We start from the raw sequence: 17,091 nt of genomic DNA on the forward strand, positions 1-17,091 counted from the left end.
AACTAACACACAAGACTGCCGGACAAACCGGAAATCCTATTAAACATCTTTACGCGGATCAATAGAAATAATACTCGCTCCGAAGGCATCCATCACCCTTTTTACATCGGGATGGGATTCAACATCGTCACGAATTTCCTGCCTGCTCCTACGCTTACCCTTGGAACTGATCTGAATTTCCAGCTCAACCTCAGGGCCGAAATATTCCGATACAAGCCGTTCAACAACACCACGTGATTCACGTCCTGCGACCTGCCCCTGATGAAAAGAGTTCGCACAGGTCAATACCAGCTTGCCGTCTATAAGCTCGCCCTTGCACTTACTCAAACCGGAAGTTGATCCATTTGCACCGCTATCTGCGACGTATTGCAAAAAACCTTCAAAGTCACGCGGTCCACTGACCGAAGCCGGAAATGAAGGCTTAGCCGGAGCAGGTTCAGGAACACGCTCCAACGGCGGAATAGATTCCGGCGCAGGATTTTCCGATTGAGGAACAAGGGAATTTAAATCACTATCGGTCTGTAAACCTGCCGCGTCAGGAAGGGAGGAATCATCTGCTCCCATATCGTTCGCAGAACGGTTACCAGCCGGAGAACCGGATTCAGTGCGTCCCATGGGACGACCATTTGCCCCCATGCCCTGCGGCTGCATTCCCTGATTCTGGGGTGGAACCTGTTGCTGCATTCCCTGCTGAGGACTGTTCTGCCAAGGCGGAGTCTGTCCGCCGGGCTGTTGGCCCATAGGCTGGCTTGGCGGAGGAGTCTGCGGCGGAGCCTGATTCGGCACTGCCGGCGCAGCTTGCGGTGCCTGTTGCGGACTGGGTGCTGCCGAAGCAAGAGCACCGGCCCGTTCCATTGAAATAAGGTCGGTAAGGCTCGCCATGTTAAGCAAAAGCAGCTCAAGGGCCATGGCCGGTTCGAGACTGGTCATTACCTTGCGCTGTCCGTCAACGGTCATCTGCCAACAGGCATGGATGAATGAACGGTCAAAGGTCTGTGCCCATTTCATGAACTCGGCAGCTTCCTCGGATGAAAGGCCGAGTAGAGGTACTGCCCTCTCACCGGACTGGTTGAGCAGAAACATATTACGCCAGCAGTTACCAAGCTCACGAATGAAAAATCCAAGATCAAGTCCGCGACCGAGGACCTGCTGTACTGTATCACCTACAGCAACCAGATCACGTCCGTGGATAGCCTGCATGAGCGTAAAAAAGACATCCCGTCCGGCAAGACCTAAGATTGAGCGTACATCCTCTTCCAGCAGTTTCTCACTGCCAAGAGCCAAGACCTGCCCCAGCAGGGACATGGAGTCACGCACACTGCCCGCCCCACGTTTGGCAATAAGGTCGACAGCTCCCTGCTCGAACTCAATCTGTTCCATATTTAAGATATTGGAAAGATGCGCAATCAGCTCATCATTGGTGAGCATCTTGAATGCGTAATGCTGGCAACGGCTGATGATAGTGGCCGGAAACTTATGTGTTTCCGTAGTTGCCATAATGAACGTTGCGTGCGGCGGCGGCTCTTCAAGGGTTTTCAGCAGGGCGTTAAAGGCCTGCACGGTAAGCATGTGCGCTTCATCGATAATGAAAACCTTGTAGCGGAATTCAATGGGCGCGTAGCCGATATCTTCCTTGAGCCTGCGGGCGTCATCAACTTTACCATGTGATGCGGCGTCAATCTCGACCACGTCAACACCGACACCTGCTGTAATCTGGCGGCAATTGTCGCACTCGTTACAAGGCTCGGCGGTGGGTGCGTTTTTACAGTTCAGCGCCTTGGCGAAAATTCTGGCAATGGTAGTCTTGCCGACCCCGCGTGTACCACTGAAAAGGTATGCGGGAGCAACCTTATCCTGCGCTGCCGCACGGGAAAGGATTGTTTTGACTGCTTCCTGTCCTGCCACTTCACCAAAAGTCTGCGGACGGTATTTTGCTGTCAGATTGGATGTACTCATATAATAAGATGCCTTCGGCGACCCTTTTTAATGCTCTTCGCGTCTGTTAACAAATATAACAAATCAGTTTGGGGACCTGAGCATCAGGCCCCCAAACTATTAATGACTAAATTTCGTAGTAATCCAGCCAGCCTTTGTACTTGTCATTGCCGCCTTTAACAGCATTAAAGTACTCTTTCTGGAGGAGGGTGCCTACGGGACCACGCTTACCTTCGCCGATAACACGGTTATCAACTTCGCAGATAGGGGTAACTTCAGCAGCAGTACCACAGAAGAAAGCTTCATCAGCAATGTAGAGTTCATCACGGGTGAAGAGCTGCTCTACCACTTCGTAGCCGAGATCTCGGGCAACCTTCATCAGGCTGGCACGGGTGATACCGGGCAGTACGGAAGTAAGCGGGGTTGTTTTAATGATGTTGTCTTTTACGATGAAAATGTTCTCACCGGTAGCTTCGGAAACAAATCCGGAAGTATCGAGCATGAGAGCTTCATCGTATCCGTCTTTAACAGCCTCAACCTTTGCGAGGATGGAGTTGACGTAGTTACCGCAAGCCTTGGACTTGGTCATCATGACGTTTACATGATGGCGGTTGAAGGAAGAGGTCTTAACACGGATACCCTTTTCAAGGGCTTCTTCACCGAGATAAGCACCCCAAGGCCATGTTGCGATGCAAACACGAATGGGGTTGGAACCGGGGTGTACGCCCATGGCACCGTCACCGATGAAAACGAGGGGGCGAATGTAACCTTCTTTCAGGCCGTTTACTTTCAGAGTCTCAAGAATCGCGTCGTGAATTTCTTCAACAGTGAAAGGAATGGTCAGACCGAGAATTTTTGCGGAATCGAAGAGACGGACCACATGTTCGCGAAGCCTGAAAACAGCGGATTTACCGTCCACAGTGGCATATGCGCGAATACCTTCGAATACACCTGCACCGTAGTGCAGAGTATGGGTAAGCACATGAACCTGTGCATCATCCCAATTCACCAATTCACCGTCAAACCAGATTTTTTCTGCTTTTTGAACCATTATGTCCCCCTAATTTTCTTCTATAAATATAAAAAGCGCAGGCAGTGTGAAAGCCCCGCTTGATAACAACAGCGAACAACAGAATATACGAAGCTAAAAAAAAGAGGGTCCAAGGTCAAGAAGGAACGGGAAGATCAAACTCAGGAAATAATCAAAAAACACAAAAAAGAACGCACTAACTGGACGGAAACTGAATAGCCCCCGCCCTTATATGCGAACCATCATCGACTGATATCAGACGCTTACAACTGAGTTTTCACCGTCTCCGTATGGAGTCGTTTCCGTGCGGTCCGGTTCGGTATCGTTAAACCAGATGTTCTCCCCGGCCAGATAACGGAACTGGTAATCACGCCCGGTTTCAAGATCAACGGTAACGGTATATTTACCGCTTTTTAATTTTTTCATGGGAGTCGAACTTTGATCCCAACCATTGAAATCGCCAACCAGATAGATCGCTTCACCGTTTTCGACCTGATCCTTTTCCACTTCAAACTTAACCTTGCAAACAGGTTTGCTTTTAAGAAATTTCTTGGAAAGAGCCACCGAAGCCTCCTGATGGTTATAATTTTAAAATGTCAGTGATAAAAAATTTTCTGTTATTAATTAATCGTTATTTTTTTTTAATGTCAACATCACTCTAAAAAAATCCATATAAACGTCATCTGCACATTTTGATTAATTATTCAGAAAAAGAAGTTTTTCACCCTATTATAACATGCATAAAATTCTTAATTTTCGAATTTAATTCTGTAAAACTAAATTTTGAAAACTTTTTTTCTCCATAAACATTGTCGTACACACAAATATTAGTTTTGACAGCGATGGACACCATGGTTACAAATCACCTTTAAGTTTATATTTTTTATTTAGGAGTAACGACCATGGACAAGTTTCCAAGAGTTCACCGGCTGCCCCCCTATGTGTTTGCCAAGGTGAACGAACTGAAAATGCAGATGCGCCACGAAGGTGAGGATATCATCGACCTTGGCATGGGGAACCCAGACCTCCCCACCCCCCAGCACATTGTAGACAAACTGGTTGAAGCGGCGCAGAAGCCCGCCAACCATCGCTACAGCGCGTCAAGGGGAATCAAGGGCCTCCGCAGGGAGATGGCGCTTTGGTATAAAAGAAGATATGGCGTTGAACTGGATTATGATCAGGAAGTGGTCGTTACCATGGGCGCCAAAGAGGGGCTGGCGCACCTGGCGCTGGTCATGCTTTCACCCGGTGATGTAGTTTTCGCACCGGACCCGTCTTATCCCATCCACCCGTACGCAAGTATTATTGCCGGGGCGGATGTAAGACGTATTCCCATCGGCGCTGACCGTGATTTCTTTGAAGATCTGGAACTGGCAATGCGCCAGACATGGCCCAGACCGAAACTGCTGATCATCAACTACCCGCACAACCCTACCGGAGTGACTGCGGATATTCCGTTCTTTGAAAGAATTGTCGACTTCTGCAAAGAAAACGACCTGCTTGTAATTCACGACCTCGCATATGCCGACTTCACCTTTGACGGCTATGAAGCACCCAGCTTCCTGCAGGCTCGCGGAGCTAAAGACGTAGGGGTAGAATTCTTCTCCCTTTCCAAGAGCTACTCCATGCCCGGCTGGCGCGTGGGTTTCTGCTGCGGTAATCAGGAAATGGTACAGGCCCTGACCCGTATCAAGAGTTATCTGGACTACGGTCTGTTCCAGCCCATCCAGATTGCAGCCTGCCATGCCCTTTCCGGACCGCAGGAATGCGTTCGCGAAATCATGGATATTTATCAGGACCGCCGCGATGCACTCTGCGAAGGATTGCAGCGTATCGGCTGGGATGTAACACCGCCAAAAGCCACCCAGTTTATCTGGGCACCGATCCCTGAGCAGTTCAAACATCTCGGCTCGGTGGAATTTTCCAAGCTACTGCTGCGCGAATGTAAAGTAGCTGTTGCCCCCGGACTCGGCTTCGGACACTACGGAGATGACCATGTCCGCATGGCCCTCGTAGAGAACCGGCAACGAATAAATCAGGCTATACGAGGCATGAAAGACCTATTTGCAAAAGGGTAAAAGATAATTATTCAAATTTCTGGCAGGTTGCGGTATAAAGCAGCCTGCCAGTTTTTTTTGAAACATGAGAAATGAATTAATGAGGTTTTAATGCAGACTGTTAAGCTTGCCATTGCCGGATTCGGCACTGTCGGAACCGGACTCGCCCGGATTTTGGAAGAAAACGAAGATGTGATCCTCGCCCGCTGCGGGAAAAAATTCGAGATTACATCCGTTCTAGTCCGTGACGTAAACAAAAAAAGGGATTTCCTGCCCGGACCTGAAGTAAAATTCACCGCCGATCCCGATGAATTCACATCCAGCCCGGATGTAGACATCGTAGTGGAACTAATGGGCGGCACGACCGTGGCCAAAGAAATTGTTATCAAAGCCCTTAAAGCAGGCAAGCACGTAGTCACTGCCAACAAGCATCTGCTGGCTGAACACGGCATTGAACTTTTTGATATTGCTGCTCAGAATAAAGTCGGCCTGTACTACGAATCCAGCGTTGCCGGCGGTATTCCCATCATTCAGTCCATCAAGGAATCATTGGCCGGGAACCGCATCAAATCCATAGTCGGGATTCTCAACGGAACCGCCAACTATATCCTGTCTGAAATGTCCACCAACGGTCTGGAATTCGATACAGCACTGGCCCAAGCTAAAGAACTGGGCTACGCCGAAGCAGACCCGACCTTTGACATTGAAGGCATCGATGCAGCGCACAAGGTGTGTGTGTTGACCCGTATTGCTTACGGCAAGGACTATCCCCTTTCCGAACTGCCCATTGAAGGCATCACCAGAGTCGAAGGTCAGGACATCCGTTTTGCACGCGAGTTCGGTTACCGCGTCAAACTTATCGGCGCAGTACAGGATGTGGGCGGCAAACTGGAAGCCGGAGTATTTCCCGCACTTGTAAAATACACCCTGTTGCTTGCCCGCGTCGGCGGAAACTACAACGCCGTCCGCGTTGAAGGCAATGCAGTAGGTCCCGCATTTTTCCACGGTCAGGGCGCTGGCTCACTTCCCACCGGAAGCGCAGTACTGGCTGACATCATGGCCCTCGCAAAGACCGACACTCCGGATAACACCGGATTCTGCAATGCTCCCATAGAAAAAGCAAACATCCTGCCACCGGAACTGGCGACTTCGGAATACTACTTCCGCTTCACTGTTCAGGACAAAGCGGGTGTTATGGCTTCTCTGTCCAAGTGCCTTGCTGAGCACAACATTTCCATTGCGCAGGCAGTACAGAAAGGCAATCCTGATGAAAAGGACATCCCGGTAGTATTTACCACCCACAAGGCCAGCACCAAGGACGTGCACGCAGCCATCGAAGAAATCGATAGCATGCCCTTTATCACCAAGCCGACTATGTCCATGCGCATTTTAAAAGGATAGCTTTTACTTATGAAACTTCTTTTTCTCATTGCTGACGGAATGGGCGGTTGGCCCATTGAAGAACTCGGTAACAAAACCACCCTTGCTGCCGCCAATACTCCGAATATGGATATGCTGGCCGGGAAAGGTTTGATCGGTACCTGCCGGACCGTGCCCAAGGGCATGGCTCCCGGTTCCGATGTTGCCAACATGTCATTGCTTGGTTTCGACCCCGCCACCTATCACACCGGACGTGGTCCAATTGAAGCCGCAGCTCAAGGACTTCAACTTGATCCTGATGATTTGGTCTGGCGCATGAATCTGGTTAATCTTTCCGAATTCGATGAAAACGGAACCATGTACGACTACTCTGCCGGACACATCGGAACCGATAAATCAGTACCGCTGGTGGAAAAACTTCAGGCCGAGCTTGGCAATGATGAATTCACTTTCTACCCCGGCATCCAATACCGCCACCTGCTGGTCCACAAAGGAGGTGCCAAGAAGATGGAAGCGGGCCTGAATATCCGTCCGCCCCACGACCTCACTGACAAGCCCATTGACGAAGACATTCGCGAATTCGCCAAGAGCCCGCTTATGGACAAGCTGGTCCGGGATGCAGTGGATGTGCTTGCCGACAACGGAACCAAAGCTGTATCCATTTGGCCTTGGGGACAGGGCCGTCCGCTGATCCTGCCGCCTTTTGAAGAAAAGTTCGGCATGAAGGGTGCTGTGATTTCTGCAGTTGACCTGATCAAAGGACTGGGTAATGCTTCCGGCATGGAAGTTATTGACGTGGAAGGAGCCACCGGACTGGTGGATACCAACTACGAAGGCAAGGTCGAAGCGGCCCTGAGATTCCTTGAACATGGTGATTTTGTCTACGTACACCTTGAAGGGCCGGATGAATCCGGTCACATGGGCAGTGTGGAAGATAAAATCAAATCCATTGAACGTTTTGATTCACGCATTGTGGCTCCCCTGCTGGAAAAATATCCGCTGGACAAAGCCAATTACGTGATCACCTGCGACCACTTTACCCCAATTGAAACCAGAACCCACGATGAAACCCCGGTTCCCTTCATCATGACTTCGCCGCGGCTTATTCCTTCCGGCGAGAAGTCATTCACCGAAGAAACCGCAGACCGGACCGGAATCATCATCCCTGATGGACACGATTTCATGCAATGGGTGCTGAATAAGACAAGATAATCATGAACACCGAATTCCCGACACCGCATTCATGGCTGACACATAGTGTTTCCTATGGTGAGACCGATGCCATGGGTGTGGTTTATTATGCAGAATATCTGCACTTTTTTGAGCGGTCCCGTTCGCTTTTCATCCGCGAACGGGGCATGAGCTATGCCGAAGTTGAAGAGCGCGGCATCTACCTGCCCGTACGCGAGGCCAATTGCCGTTACCGCATCCCGGCCCAATACGATGACCAGCTTGATATTCAAGTAGGCATCAGTGAATGGAAACGCGCTTCCATCAAGTTCACCTACAACATCTACAAAGATGAACGCTCAACGCTCATCGCGACCGGATTCACCGAGCACGCTTGCGTCAACAATGACGGCAGGCCGGTTCGTGTTCCTGAGTGGCTACGCGAAATATTTTAATGTCTCCGACGGCCCTTCGGGGACCAAAGAACCCTTTTAAAAAAGGGTTCTCTGGACTCTCCTAAAACTTTTATTATGCTTCGCAACGTGTTGCATAAAAAGTTCTCTATTTTAATTTACTTCTCAAATATCCAAAACAAAGGCGCATCCCTACTAAAATTTTTTGGGATTCTTAAACCCTTTTTTTAAAGAGGGTTTAAGGCCCCCGGCAGGGTCGCCGAAGGCATAATCATGTATTACGATGTTCATACTCATGCATTCCACCCTAAAATTGCCGACAAGGTAATCCAGCAACTCCACGACCACTACGGCATCACAGCAGTAGGCAACGGTCACCCTGAAGACCTTCTGAACCGCGCGACACGCGCAGGATTGGACAGGGTCATAATTCATACCGCTGCAACCGCCCCGGATCAGGTCATTCCTGCTAACAACTGGTCTATTGAACTGGCAAAATCAGACGAGCGCATTGTCACCTTCGGGACCATGCACCCGGATTATGCTGACCCGGAAAAAGAAATCGCAAGACTGGAACGAAACGGCATTAAGGGACTGAAATTCCACCCTGACTTTCAGGGCTTCTTTATGGATGACCGAAAATTCTACCGCATAATGGAAATGGCGCAGGACCGCTTTGTATGCATGTTCCACATAGGGGACAGGCTGCCACCGGAAAAGAATCCATCCTGTCCGCTCAAACTGAAGAAGCTGCTACAGAACTTCCCACGCCTCAAAGCCATCGGCGCACATATGGGCGGCTTGTACCATTGGAAAATGGTTGCCGAGGAACTGGCAGGAATGGATGTTTATTTCGATACATCAAGCTGCCTGCCCTTCATGGATAAGGAAGTACTTTACAAGATAATCGAAAGACACCCGCGCGAACGGATTCTGTTCGGCAGCGACTATCCGCTCTTTGATCCGCAGGATTCAATGAAAGAATTACAGCACGCACTCAAACTGAAAGACAGCGAACTGGAACAGCATATGAGCGCAGTAGAAGAATTACTCGCATAAAATAAACGCACAGGGGCAACCCTGTGCGTTTATTCTTTTGCAGCGTGCTTACCCATAAAATAGACCACCAAGTGGCTGAACGGCCTTATCAGATTGAAATAAACAGGCCCGGTCCAATGTTTGTAATGCACGATTGTAAACACATGGTAATGATGTAAACCAGCTGAAGCAGGTTCTGAAACTACGCCGATATATCCTATAAGATGCTTATCCTCGGCCGCGCCGATCCAAAATCGATCAGCTTTAAAATCAACTGAATCAAAAAAATCCACCTTGCCGCCACGGTTAAAATCATAGTCAGAGACTTCAAGACCGTGATCCATGAACTCATCATGTTTCAGCCCCATCACTCCGGCCAGCACGCCTCTGACTTTGTAAAGAAAAGTAAGCCACCCCGGTTTATAGGCCATCAATCGGATCAGAAAATCTTCCATATCGCGCCCACTGTCAAAGCCCACTCCGTAGATATGATCTGCATCAGCGCAGATTTTCTCCAATTGGGGAATTGAACTTACAATTGCTGCTGACTTACTCATGGATTCATCCTCCCTGCTTCAAGACCTTCAATGCGCACCACCTCAAACTCACGAACCATATTCATGTCTTTCCAAAGCAAAGCATGTCCTTTAAAAAAACGGTACATGCTTACTTTGCCAAGGAAATGATCAATCTCGCTCTGAGTAGCCTTTCGACGCCCCCCTGTCCTGCAAAAAAGCCTAAGTGCAGGCTGAGATGGAAACCGCCCTTTCCACAAAGATTTAATCCAAAATCCCGCTCCCGGATGCGCTGCCATAAGGGTCATACGAGCATCACGTTCAATGTTTTCACGCATCGTTTTTGGAAATTTTTCAAAATAATATCCCTTACCCTCTCCTGTGAATGACACTGAGCCGATAGGTGAAATCCTAGGAAAACCATCAGCATCTACTGTGCCGAGTGACGCATGCTTCACTTGGCCAAAAAGCTCTTCAACTTCATTCCATAAAATATCTGACTGCATGATACAAACTCCCATTTTATTTCGCAGGAATTTTGTACAACTCCTGCTTCATTGTTTTGAGAATACGGCTGTGGTCATCTTCCGAGATATTGTCCCCCATCATGCGAACACCAAGAAACATTGAGTAACTTATTTTTGAAAGCAGCACTGCCCGTTCATGATCTCCGCCGACCTCTTCAAAAATAGAACGCAAATATTCAATTCGCATACTGTCAACCTGCTCGATACACTTCTGTGCAAGCGGATCATGTAAAGCCCACGCCCTGATACTGGTTTCTGTCCCTGATGGCAGCTTATGCGATTTTTCGACTATCAAATTGAAGCGTTCAACGGCATCAACGCCCTCGTCTGCTGCTTCGATACTGGCAAGCGTCCAGCCCTTCACCCAATGCTCAAGCATCCTCTCCAGAAAATCTGCGCGATTCTTGAAGTGATGGTAAAACGAGCCCTTCGTAACTTTTAATTTCCGGCAAAGGGCATCAATCGTGAGTTGCTGTACACTGTCAGTTTCAAGCAACTTCAATCCCGCACCAAGCAAATCTGCAGCACAATGCCGGGATTCATTCTTCTCCGTTTTCTTTGTCATCCTCACCTCCATAAAACAATACCATACCGTATGGTATGTACAAATTATACAAAACATAAAATCAAGTCAAGATGCAAACGCGACAAAAAAAAGCCGTCTGTGGGGCAACCACAGACGGCTTTAGCGAACAACTTCGAAAAGTTATGAAATACTTTCTAGTTGTGTGCTCTTTCCTGCTTGGGGTGACATGCGTTGTTTGCACAAGGAGCAGTAGCGATGTCAGTCTCGCCAGCCTTGTTCATCTTCACATGGCAACCACGACAGCTGATGTCACTCTGAAGGGTATGGAACGCCTTGAAGTAAGAGTGAGGTGCTGCTTTCTGTTTCAGGTTGTCGTGACAACCGGGAGCTGCACAGCTTTTGATCTGAGACTTACCATCCCAAGTGTGGTGACACTTAGAACAGTTAACGTCCTGATGGTCAAAGTGAGAGAATTTGACCGGAGTAAACCGAACCTGATTCAGCACTTCAGGACGTTTGAATTCGAGATTTACGGGAAACCTTACAACCAGCTCTTCGGAAACGATTTCTACTTTCTCATTACCGGAAATGCTTGCAATCTCCTCACTAAGATTGCTGGTCGCAGTTGAGTACACAATTACGAGAACGGCAAAGACAACAGCCGCTCCAACATACAGAAAATTAGTCTTCATTCTATTCCTCCTCATGAAAGTCGTACCTTCCTACTCAAAATCAGGGATTATTTCAATAAAAATACGTAGATGTACATACTATGCAACGCCCGAAAACAGCGGTTTGAGAGACTACACAACACAGATTGGGAAAATTTTCACACAAGTCGGTTTTATGTAAAACAAACACAATAAACCACAAAACAACTACAACTAAGCATATAAATATAATTTTACACAGCTCAACTGGCAAAAGTTATATTCAGTAAGTCTAGATTTGGTAATTTTTGCACAAAAACATAAGCAAAATTAACAAAACTAATATCCACTTATTTCACACTAGAATCAAAAAAAACTTCACATTTTTTCTATAATGATAAACTTACCTTCCCTGTCCTGAATAACGGACATTCACAGATGGGAATTTATACCCCGTTTTATATTCAAAACAATAAAAAGCCCCTCTTTGTTACACAAAGAAGGGCTTACATTTATTAAGCGTATATTTTGATCAAAAATCCGGAAAAACTACTCGCGCACACCGGCCATAAGCAAACCAATGTTGTCTACTTTCGCTTTATCATTAACTGAGAATTCATCCATGATCTGGCCACAATACATGACAGCCACACGGTCAGCCAACTGCAACGCTTCGCCAAGATCTCCAGTCACGAGCAGGACACCGGCCATTTTGCGGGCCTCAAGAAGTCTGTTCCAGACTTCCTCGGTAGCAGAAATATCCAGCCCCTGTGTAGGCTGTTCCGCAACGATAAGATGCGGCTGACGGTAAAGTTCACGTGCCAGCACCATCTTCTGCAAGTTACCACCGGAAAGCTGCCATGCCAGAGCGCGAATACGGCCGGGACGGACATCATATTCCTCGACCAGCTCTTCAGCCACCTTGGCAGCTTTATCGTGCTGCAACAGCGGCCCTGCGGAAAATCCCTGACGGGTGGTTAAAAGCAGGTTATCCACCAGATCAAGGTTGCGGGCAGTAGCAAGATCAAGACGGTCTTCAGGAATGTAAGACATGGAATTATTCCAAGTCATTTCAGCAAAGAACTTCCGCCACGGCTTGCCCATGATAAAAATTGTATCTTTGGGAGGCTTGCGCATACCGCAAACACCTTCCACAAGCTCCTGTTGTCCGTTACCGGCAACACCGACAATAGCAACAACCTCACCTTTGCGCACATCAAGATTAATATCGCGCAAGCCGATTCCGGTCATATTCTTTACTTCCAGAACCTTCTCGCCGACCTCAACCTCTTCCTTGTCCACTTCAAGGATGACTTCCTTACCAACCATGCGGCAAGCCAGATCAGCCTTGGAAGTAATCTTGTCGCGGGGAACCTCGGCATCGATGTTACCACGGCGCAAAATAGCGACCTCATCGGCAATGGCCATAACTTCTTCAAGCTTGTGGCTGATGAAGACTACAGACTTGCCCTGACGGGTCATTGCCCAGAGAGCTTCGAAAAGACGGAAAGCTTCGCGGGGAGTGAGAACCGCGGTGGGTTCATCGAAAATCAACACCCTGCTCTCACGATAAAGGAGCTTGAGAATTTCCACGCGCTGTTTCTCACCCATAGAAAGGGTTGAAACTTTGGCGGAAGGATCGATCTCAAGTTCATAATCTTCTGCAAGCTTACGTACCCTTGCTTCCATCTCCTTGGGGTTGACGAAGAAACCGCCTTCCTGACCAAGCAGCACGTTCTGGGCTACGGTCATGGTATCGACCAGCATGAAATGCTGGTAAACCATTCCGACCCCGGCTTTAATGGCGTCTTTGGAGTTGGAGAAGTCAACGCGCTTGCCGTCAACTTCAATATATCCTTCGTCAGGACGGAAACGCCCTGCAAGCATGGACATAAGAGTACTCTTACCCGCTCCGTTCTCACCAAGCAGTGCCTTGATGCGGCCGGGATAGAGATCAAGTGAAATATTATTGTTAGCGACAACCTTACCGAAGCGCTTGGTAATGCCCTTCAAAGAAATAAGCGGAGCGCAACCTTCAAAACCGGTAGCCTTCTGGCATTCGGGACGGGTGAAATCCTGATGTGAACTCATTGCTACCACCTATCCTTCAGGCTCGATGTTGATTCCCAGGTGTGCGGGAGCATTACCGCTGCGTCCCCGCATAGCGGAGAAGATCAGCACCAAAATAGTCAGCGCATAAGGCAGCATCAGCAGTAAGGATGACGGGATATGGGTTCCTACAGCCTGCAAACGGAGCTGGAATGCCATGACTCCACCAAAAAGGTAAGCACCGAAAACAGCACGTCCCGGTCTCCAGAAAGCAAAAATAACCAATGCAACAGCGATCCAGCCGCGTCCACCGGAAAGGCCGTTGGCCCAGAGGTGGGTGTAGGCAAGGGAAAGATAAGAACCGCCCAGACCAATAAAAAAGCCACCGCCAAGCAGAGCAATCCAGCGCAGGCGAATGGCTTTGAGTCCCACGGCTGCGGCTGCAGCGGGCTTCTCACCTACGGCAGAGATAGCCAGACCGAGACTGGTGCGGTTAATGAAGAGCATAAACAGCATAGGAACCAGATAAGAAACATAGACAAGGGCGTCCTGCTTGAAGAAGATATCCCCGATATAAGGGAGGGAGGAAAGCACGGGAAAGCTGAACTTGTCAAAACCCTCAGTAGCGGTACCGATATACGGAGTGCCAAGGAAGTTACAAAGCCCCACACCGAGGATGGTCAACGCCAGACCGGAAACAACCTGGTTGCCGAGGCAGGTAATACAAACAATACCGTGCAGCGCAGCCATAAATGTTCCGGCAATACCTCCGGCTATGAATCCAAGCCACGGATTTCCAGTGGTCAGAGTAACAAAAAAGGCCGCAAAAGCCGCCATGCTCATCATACCTTCGACACCGAGGTTGAGCACTCCGCCCTTCTCAGTGAGAATTTCACCAAGAGTAGCGTAGAGGATCGGTGTACCGGACTGCACAGTGGCAGCCAGCAGGGGGACAATAAAACTTTCCAACATTATATCACCCGACTACTTCTTCTTAACAATCTTATATGTAACCAGCATCTGTCCCGCAAGAACGGACATGAGAATCAGCCCTTCCATAATGGAACCGAAAGATGCCGGGGTCTGCAATTCAAGCTGCATATTCTCAACACCTACGCGCAGTGCTGCGAGCAGGTAAGCGGAAATACCTATGTACAGGGGATGCAGTCTGGCAAGCCATGCAACAACAATAGCAGTGTAACCGTAGCCGACCATGATGGAGGGCTGCAGCCTGTTGATGGTGGCAGAAGCTTCAATGCATCCGGCCCATCCAGCCAATGCGCCGGAGATAGCCATAACAAGAATGGTCAGCATTCCGTACGGCAGGCGGGAGTACATAGCGATACGCTCGCCTTCCCCCGCAACCTTGATCTCGAACCCGAGGCGGGTAAAACGCATGAACGCCCACATAGCAATACCGGAACCGACACAAACCGCAAAACCCCAGTGCAGACGGGAATCGCCGATCTGACCGATGATAGCACCGGGAGTAAATTCGGGAGTAACCGGAAAACCGAAACTGGCCGGGTCTTTCCATGCGCCGAACACGAGGTATTGAAGCAGCAGGATAGCAATGTAGTTGAGCATCAGGGTGGAGATAATCTCATTGACCTGCAATTTGAGCCGCAGAATGGCCGGGACGTAAGCCCAGAAAGCCCCGAATATCGCAGCGCAGATAAACATGAGCGGCATGAGCAGGAAGCCGGGCAGATCAGGAAAAGTAAGCGCGGCCCATGTAGCCCCGATTGCGCCGAGCGCAAACTGGCCTTCAGCCCCGATATTCCAGACCTGCATCCTGAAGGCAGTAGCTACACCCAGTGCACAGAGAAAAATGGGAATAGATTTTAAAAGGGCATCTTCCAAAGCCCATGAAGCACCAAAAGACCCCTGCCAGAGCACGAGGAGTCCTTGTACAGCAGATTTTCCCTGCAATTCAAGCAGGAGCGCGCTGATCCCGAAAGATAGAACCAGAGCGCCCACGATAATAATCGGGGCGCCCCAGTTCCAGGGTTCGTCACGCTTTTGTAAGCGATAACCCAACATAAATTATTACTTGGTGTTTCCGATTACGCCTTCAACAAACCACATCATACCGAGCATTTCGGGATCGGTCATGGTTTTTCCGGCCGGAACCATTTCTTTACCGTTCTGGTCCTTGAGGGGACCTACGAAAATTGCGTTTTTGCCTTCAACAATAGCTTTCTTGGCTTCAGCAACTTTGTCCTTAACATTCTGGGGAACCATGGGACCGTAAGGAGCGATATCTACGATGCCCTGATCCATGCCCCACCACAGGGACTCGTTACCCTGCCAAACGCCGTCACGCAGCTGCTCAACAGCATTCTTGAAGAGAGGTGCCCAGTTCCAGACAGCAGCGGTCAGGTGAGCCTTGGGAGCCATTTTGGACATATCGGAGTTGTAAGCAATGGAGTACTTGCCGCGTTCCTGAGCTGCTTCCTGAGGACCGGGGGAATCCTGATGCTGGGTGATAACGTCAGCTTTCATATCCAGAAGAGAGATAGCTGCGTCTTTTTCCAGTGCAGGATCGTACCAGGTCTTGGTCCATACTACGCGAACAGTAGCTTCGGGGTTAACTGAACGTACACCGAGGGTGAAAGCGTTGATGCCGCGGATAACTTCAGGGATGGGGAAAGCAGCAACGTAACCGATTACGTTGGACTTAGTCATCATACCAGCAACGATACCGGTCAGGTAACGAGCCTGATACATGCGGCCAAAGTAGTTGCTCATGTTAGGGGTGGTTTTGAAACCGGAGCAATGCATGAATGCGGTCTTGGGAAATTTTTTGGAAACTTTAACCATGGGATCCATGTAACCGAAGCTGGTACCGATAACCATGTCGTAACCTTTACGTGCGAAGTTCAGTACTACGCGCTCGGAGTCCGGACCTTCAGCAACGGATTCAACATAGGAAGTCTCAACCCAGGGAAGGGCGTCGATAGCCTTACGGCCCTGATCCTGTGCATAAGAGTAACCTTCGTCACCCACGGGAGAAATGTAAACAAAACCGACTTTAACTTTGTCCTTCTTAGCACCGGCAAACGCAACGGATGCCAGCATCACGGACATGGCTGCAACAACAGCCATAAGCAGAACTTTACGCATCATCCACTCCTTGAGAATTTGTTAGTAAACCCTGTTGAAGTTCCGTATCAACGAACCTTCCCCTAAATGTGAAAACAAAAAAACAAATACACAACCAGCCCCCGGACTCCCTGCGTCCGGCAGCTGGAAATGCAAATGTCTGTAAACCTGAACCGAATTAAAGCCGCGAAAGACTTTAACTATTGTTTTCCTGAGAAACCTTCACGATGGGCTGTGCAAATTGAGTTTCGCTGTCCCACGGGAAGAGAATCCAAGTATCCTGACTTACTTCTGTGATGAAGGTATCCACTAAAGGACGGCCTTCCGGTTTGGCGTAAACCGTGGCGAAATGGGCCTTGGGAACCATTTCCCGGACCAGTCTGGCGGTGCCTCCGGTATCAACGAGATCGTCGACCAGAAGCCAGCCTTCTCCATCGCCTTTGAAATCTTTAAGCACAGTGGCTTTCTTTTCCTGAACTTTCCAATCATAAGTGGAAATGCAGACGGTGTCGATAAGTCTTATATCGAGTTCGCGAGCCAGAATCGCCGCAGGAACAAGTCCGCCGCGGGTAATGGCAAGGATACCTTCAAAAGGACCTTTTTCGAGCAACCGCCAGGACAAAGCCCTGCAATCCCGGTGCAGCTGTTCCCATGAAATGGGGTACATTTTATTATATCTGTCTGCCTTGGACAATT

17 protein-coding genes are annotated in these 17,091 nt (G+C 49.1%); 5 read left to right on the forward strand and 12 right to left on the reverse strand.

What is annotated here, in order from left to right:
- Nucleotides 1–39 precede the first annotated feature (39 nt).
- The 3 genes from dnaX to DESAL_RS12265 all read right to left on the reverse strand — a co-directional run bounded on the left by dnaX (nucleotide 40) and on the right by DESAL_RS12265 (nucleotide 3,529).
- Nucleotides 40–1,956 carry a DNA polymerase III subunit gamma/tau gene (dnaX, locus tag DESAL_RS12255; RefSeq protein WP_015852308.1) on the reverse strand — a complete coding sequence of 639 codons (1,917 nt, stop codon included), beginning with the start codon at nucleotides 1,954–1,956 and terminating at the stop codon, nucleotides 40–42.
- A 106-nt stretch (nucleotides 1,957–2,062) separates the two neighbouring features.
- Nucleotides 2,063–2,986, reverse strand: coding sequence for a branched-chain amino acid transaminase (locus tag DESAL_RS12260; RefSeq protein WP_015852309.1), 924 nt, complete (start codon nucleotides 2,984–2,986; stop codon nucleotides 2,063–2,065).
- Between the two features lie 234 nt (nucleotides 2,987–3,220).
- A complete protein-coding gene (locus tag DESAL_RS12265) occupies nucleotides 3,221–3,529 on the reverse strand; it encodes an isoamylase early set domain-containing protein (RefSeq protein ID WP_015852310.1) in 309 nt (102 codons plus the stop codon).
- Between the two features lie 338 nt (nucleotides 3,530–3,867).
- Here DESAL_RS12265 and DESAL_RS12270 point away from each other — a divergent pair, with 338 nt between their 5' ends.
- The 5 genes from DESAL_RS12270 to DESAL_RS12290 all read left to right on the forward strand — a co-directional run bounded on the left by DESAL_RS12270 (nucleotide 3,868) and on the right by DESAL_RS12290 (nucleotide 9,044).
- On the forward strand, nucleotides 3,868–5,043 hold the full coding sequence (locus DESAL_RS12270; RefSeq protein ID WP_015852311.1) for an aminotransferase class I/II-fold pyridoxal phosphate-dependent enzyme: 1,176 nt from the start codon (nucleotides 3,868–3,870) through the stop codon (nucleotides 5,041–5,043).
- Nucleotides 5,044–5,133: 90 nt separating this feature from the next.
- Entirely contained in the window at nucleotides 5,134–6,423 is a 1,290-nt protein-coding gene (locus tag DESAL_RS12275; RefSeq protein WP_015852312.1) for a homoserine dehydrogenase, read from the forward strand.
- A 9-nt stretch (nucleotides 6,424–6,432) separates the two neighbouring features.
- The gene (locus tag DESAL_RS12280; RefSeq protein WP_015852313.1) at nucleotides 6,433–7,614 is read left to right on the forward strand and encodes a cofactor-independent phosphoglycerate mutase; all 1,182 of its coding nucleotides are present in this window, start codon (nucleotides 6,433–6,435) and stop codon (nucleotides 7,612–7,614) included.
- A 2-nt stretch (nucleotides 7,615–7,616) separates the two neighbouring features.
- Nucleotides 7,617–8,027 carry an acyl-CoA thioesterase gene (locus tag DESAL_RS12285; RefSeq protein WP_015852314.1) on the forward strand — a complete coding sequence of 137 codons (411 nt, stop codon included), beginning with the start codon at nucleotides 7,617–7,619 and terminating at the stop codon, nucleotides 8,025–8,027.
- 231 nt (nucleotides 8,028–8,258) lie between these two features.
- On the forward strand, nucleotides 8,259–9,044 hold the full coding sequence (locus DESAL_RS12290) for an amidohydrolase family protein (RefSeq protein WP_015852315.1): 786 nt from the start codon (nucleotides 8,259–8,261) through the stop codon (nucleotides 9,042–9,044).
- 29 nt (nucleotides 9,045–9,073) lie between these two features.
- Here the strand turns inward: DESAL_RS12290 and DESAL_RS12295 are convergent, their stop codons facing one another.
- The 9 genes from DESAL_RS12295 to gpt form a co-directional block, all read right to left on the reverse strand.
- Nucleotides 9,074–9,580, reverse strand: coding sequence for a DUF2867 domain-containing protein (locus DESAL_RS12295; protein WP_015852316.1), 507 nt, complete (start codon nucleotides 9,578–9,580; stop codon nucleotides 9,074–9,076).
- Nucleotides 9,577–10,044, reverse strand: a complete 468-nt coding sequence (locus DESAL_RS12300) for a pyridoxamine 5'-phosphate oxidase family protein (protein ID WP_015852317.1) — start codon at nucleotides 10,042–10,044, stop codon at nucleotides 9,577–9,579. Before DESAL_RS12300 ends, DESAL_RS12295 begins: the two co-directional genes overlap by 4 nt.
- Nucleotides 10,045–10,060: 16 nt before the next feature.
- On the reverse strand, nucleotides 10,061–10,630 hold the full coding sequence (locus DESAL_RS12305) for a TetR/AcrR family transcriptional regulator (RefSeq protein WP_015852318.1): 570 nt from the start codon (nucleotides 10,628–10,630) through the stop codon (nucleotides 10,061–10,063).
- Nucleotides 10,631–10,785: 155 nt separating this feature from the next.
- On the reverse strand, nucleotides 10,786–11,283 hold the full coding sequence (locus DESAL_RS12310) for a cytochrome c3 family protein (RefSeq protein ID WP_015852319.1): 498 nt from the start codon (nucleotides 11,281–11,283) through the stop codon (nucleotides 10,786–10,788).
- 507 nt (nucleotides 11,284–11,790) lie between these two features.
- Entirely contained in the window at nucleotides 11,791–13,332 is a 1,542-nt protein-coding gene (locus DESAL_RS12315; protein ID WP_015852320.1) for an ABC transporter ATP-binding protein, read from the reverse strand.
- 9 nt (nucleotides 13,333–13,341) lie between these two features.
- Nucleotides 13,342–14,262, reverse strand: coding sequence for an ABC transporter permease (locus DESAL_RS12320; protein WP_015852321.1), 921 nt, complete (start codon nucleotides 14,260–14,262; stop codon nucleotides 13,342–13,344).
- A 12-nt stretch (nucleotides 14,263–14,274) separates the two neighbouring features.
- Nucleotides 14,275–15,333 (reverse strand): ABC transporter permease, encoded by a 1,059-nt coding sequence (locus DESAL_RS12325; RefSeq protein WP_015852322.1) that lies wholly within the window; start codon nucleotides 15,331–15,333, stop codon nucleotides 14,275–14,277.
- A gap of 6 nt (nucleotides 15,334–15,339) precedes the next feature.
- Complete coding sequence (locus DESAL_RS12330) at nucleotides 15,340–16,416, reverse strand: BMP family ABC transporter substrate-binding protein (RefSeq protein ID WP_015852323.1); 1,077 nt, start codon at nucleotides 16,414–16,416, stop codon at nucleotides 15,340–15,342.
- A 175-nt stretch (nucleotides 16,417–16,591) separates the two neighbouring features.
- Nucleotides 16,592–17,062: a xanthine phosphoribosyltransferase gene (gene gpt, locus DESAL_RS12335; protein ID WP_420250560.1), complete on the reverse strand. Its 471-nt coding sequence runs from the start codon at nucleotides 17,060–17,062 to the stop codon at nucleotides 16,592–16,594.
- Between the last annotated feature and the right edge of the window lie 29 nt (nucleotides 17,063–17,091).

Source organism: Maridesulfovibrio salexigens DSM 2638 (genome assembly GCF_000023445.1).
Lineage (GTDB): Bacteria > Desulfobacterota > Desulfovibrionia > Desulfovibrionales > Desulfovibrionaceae > Maridesulfovibrio > Maridesulfovibrio salexigens.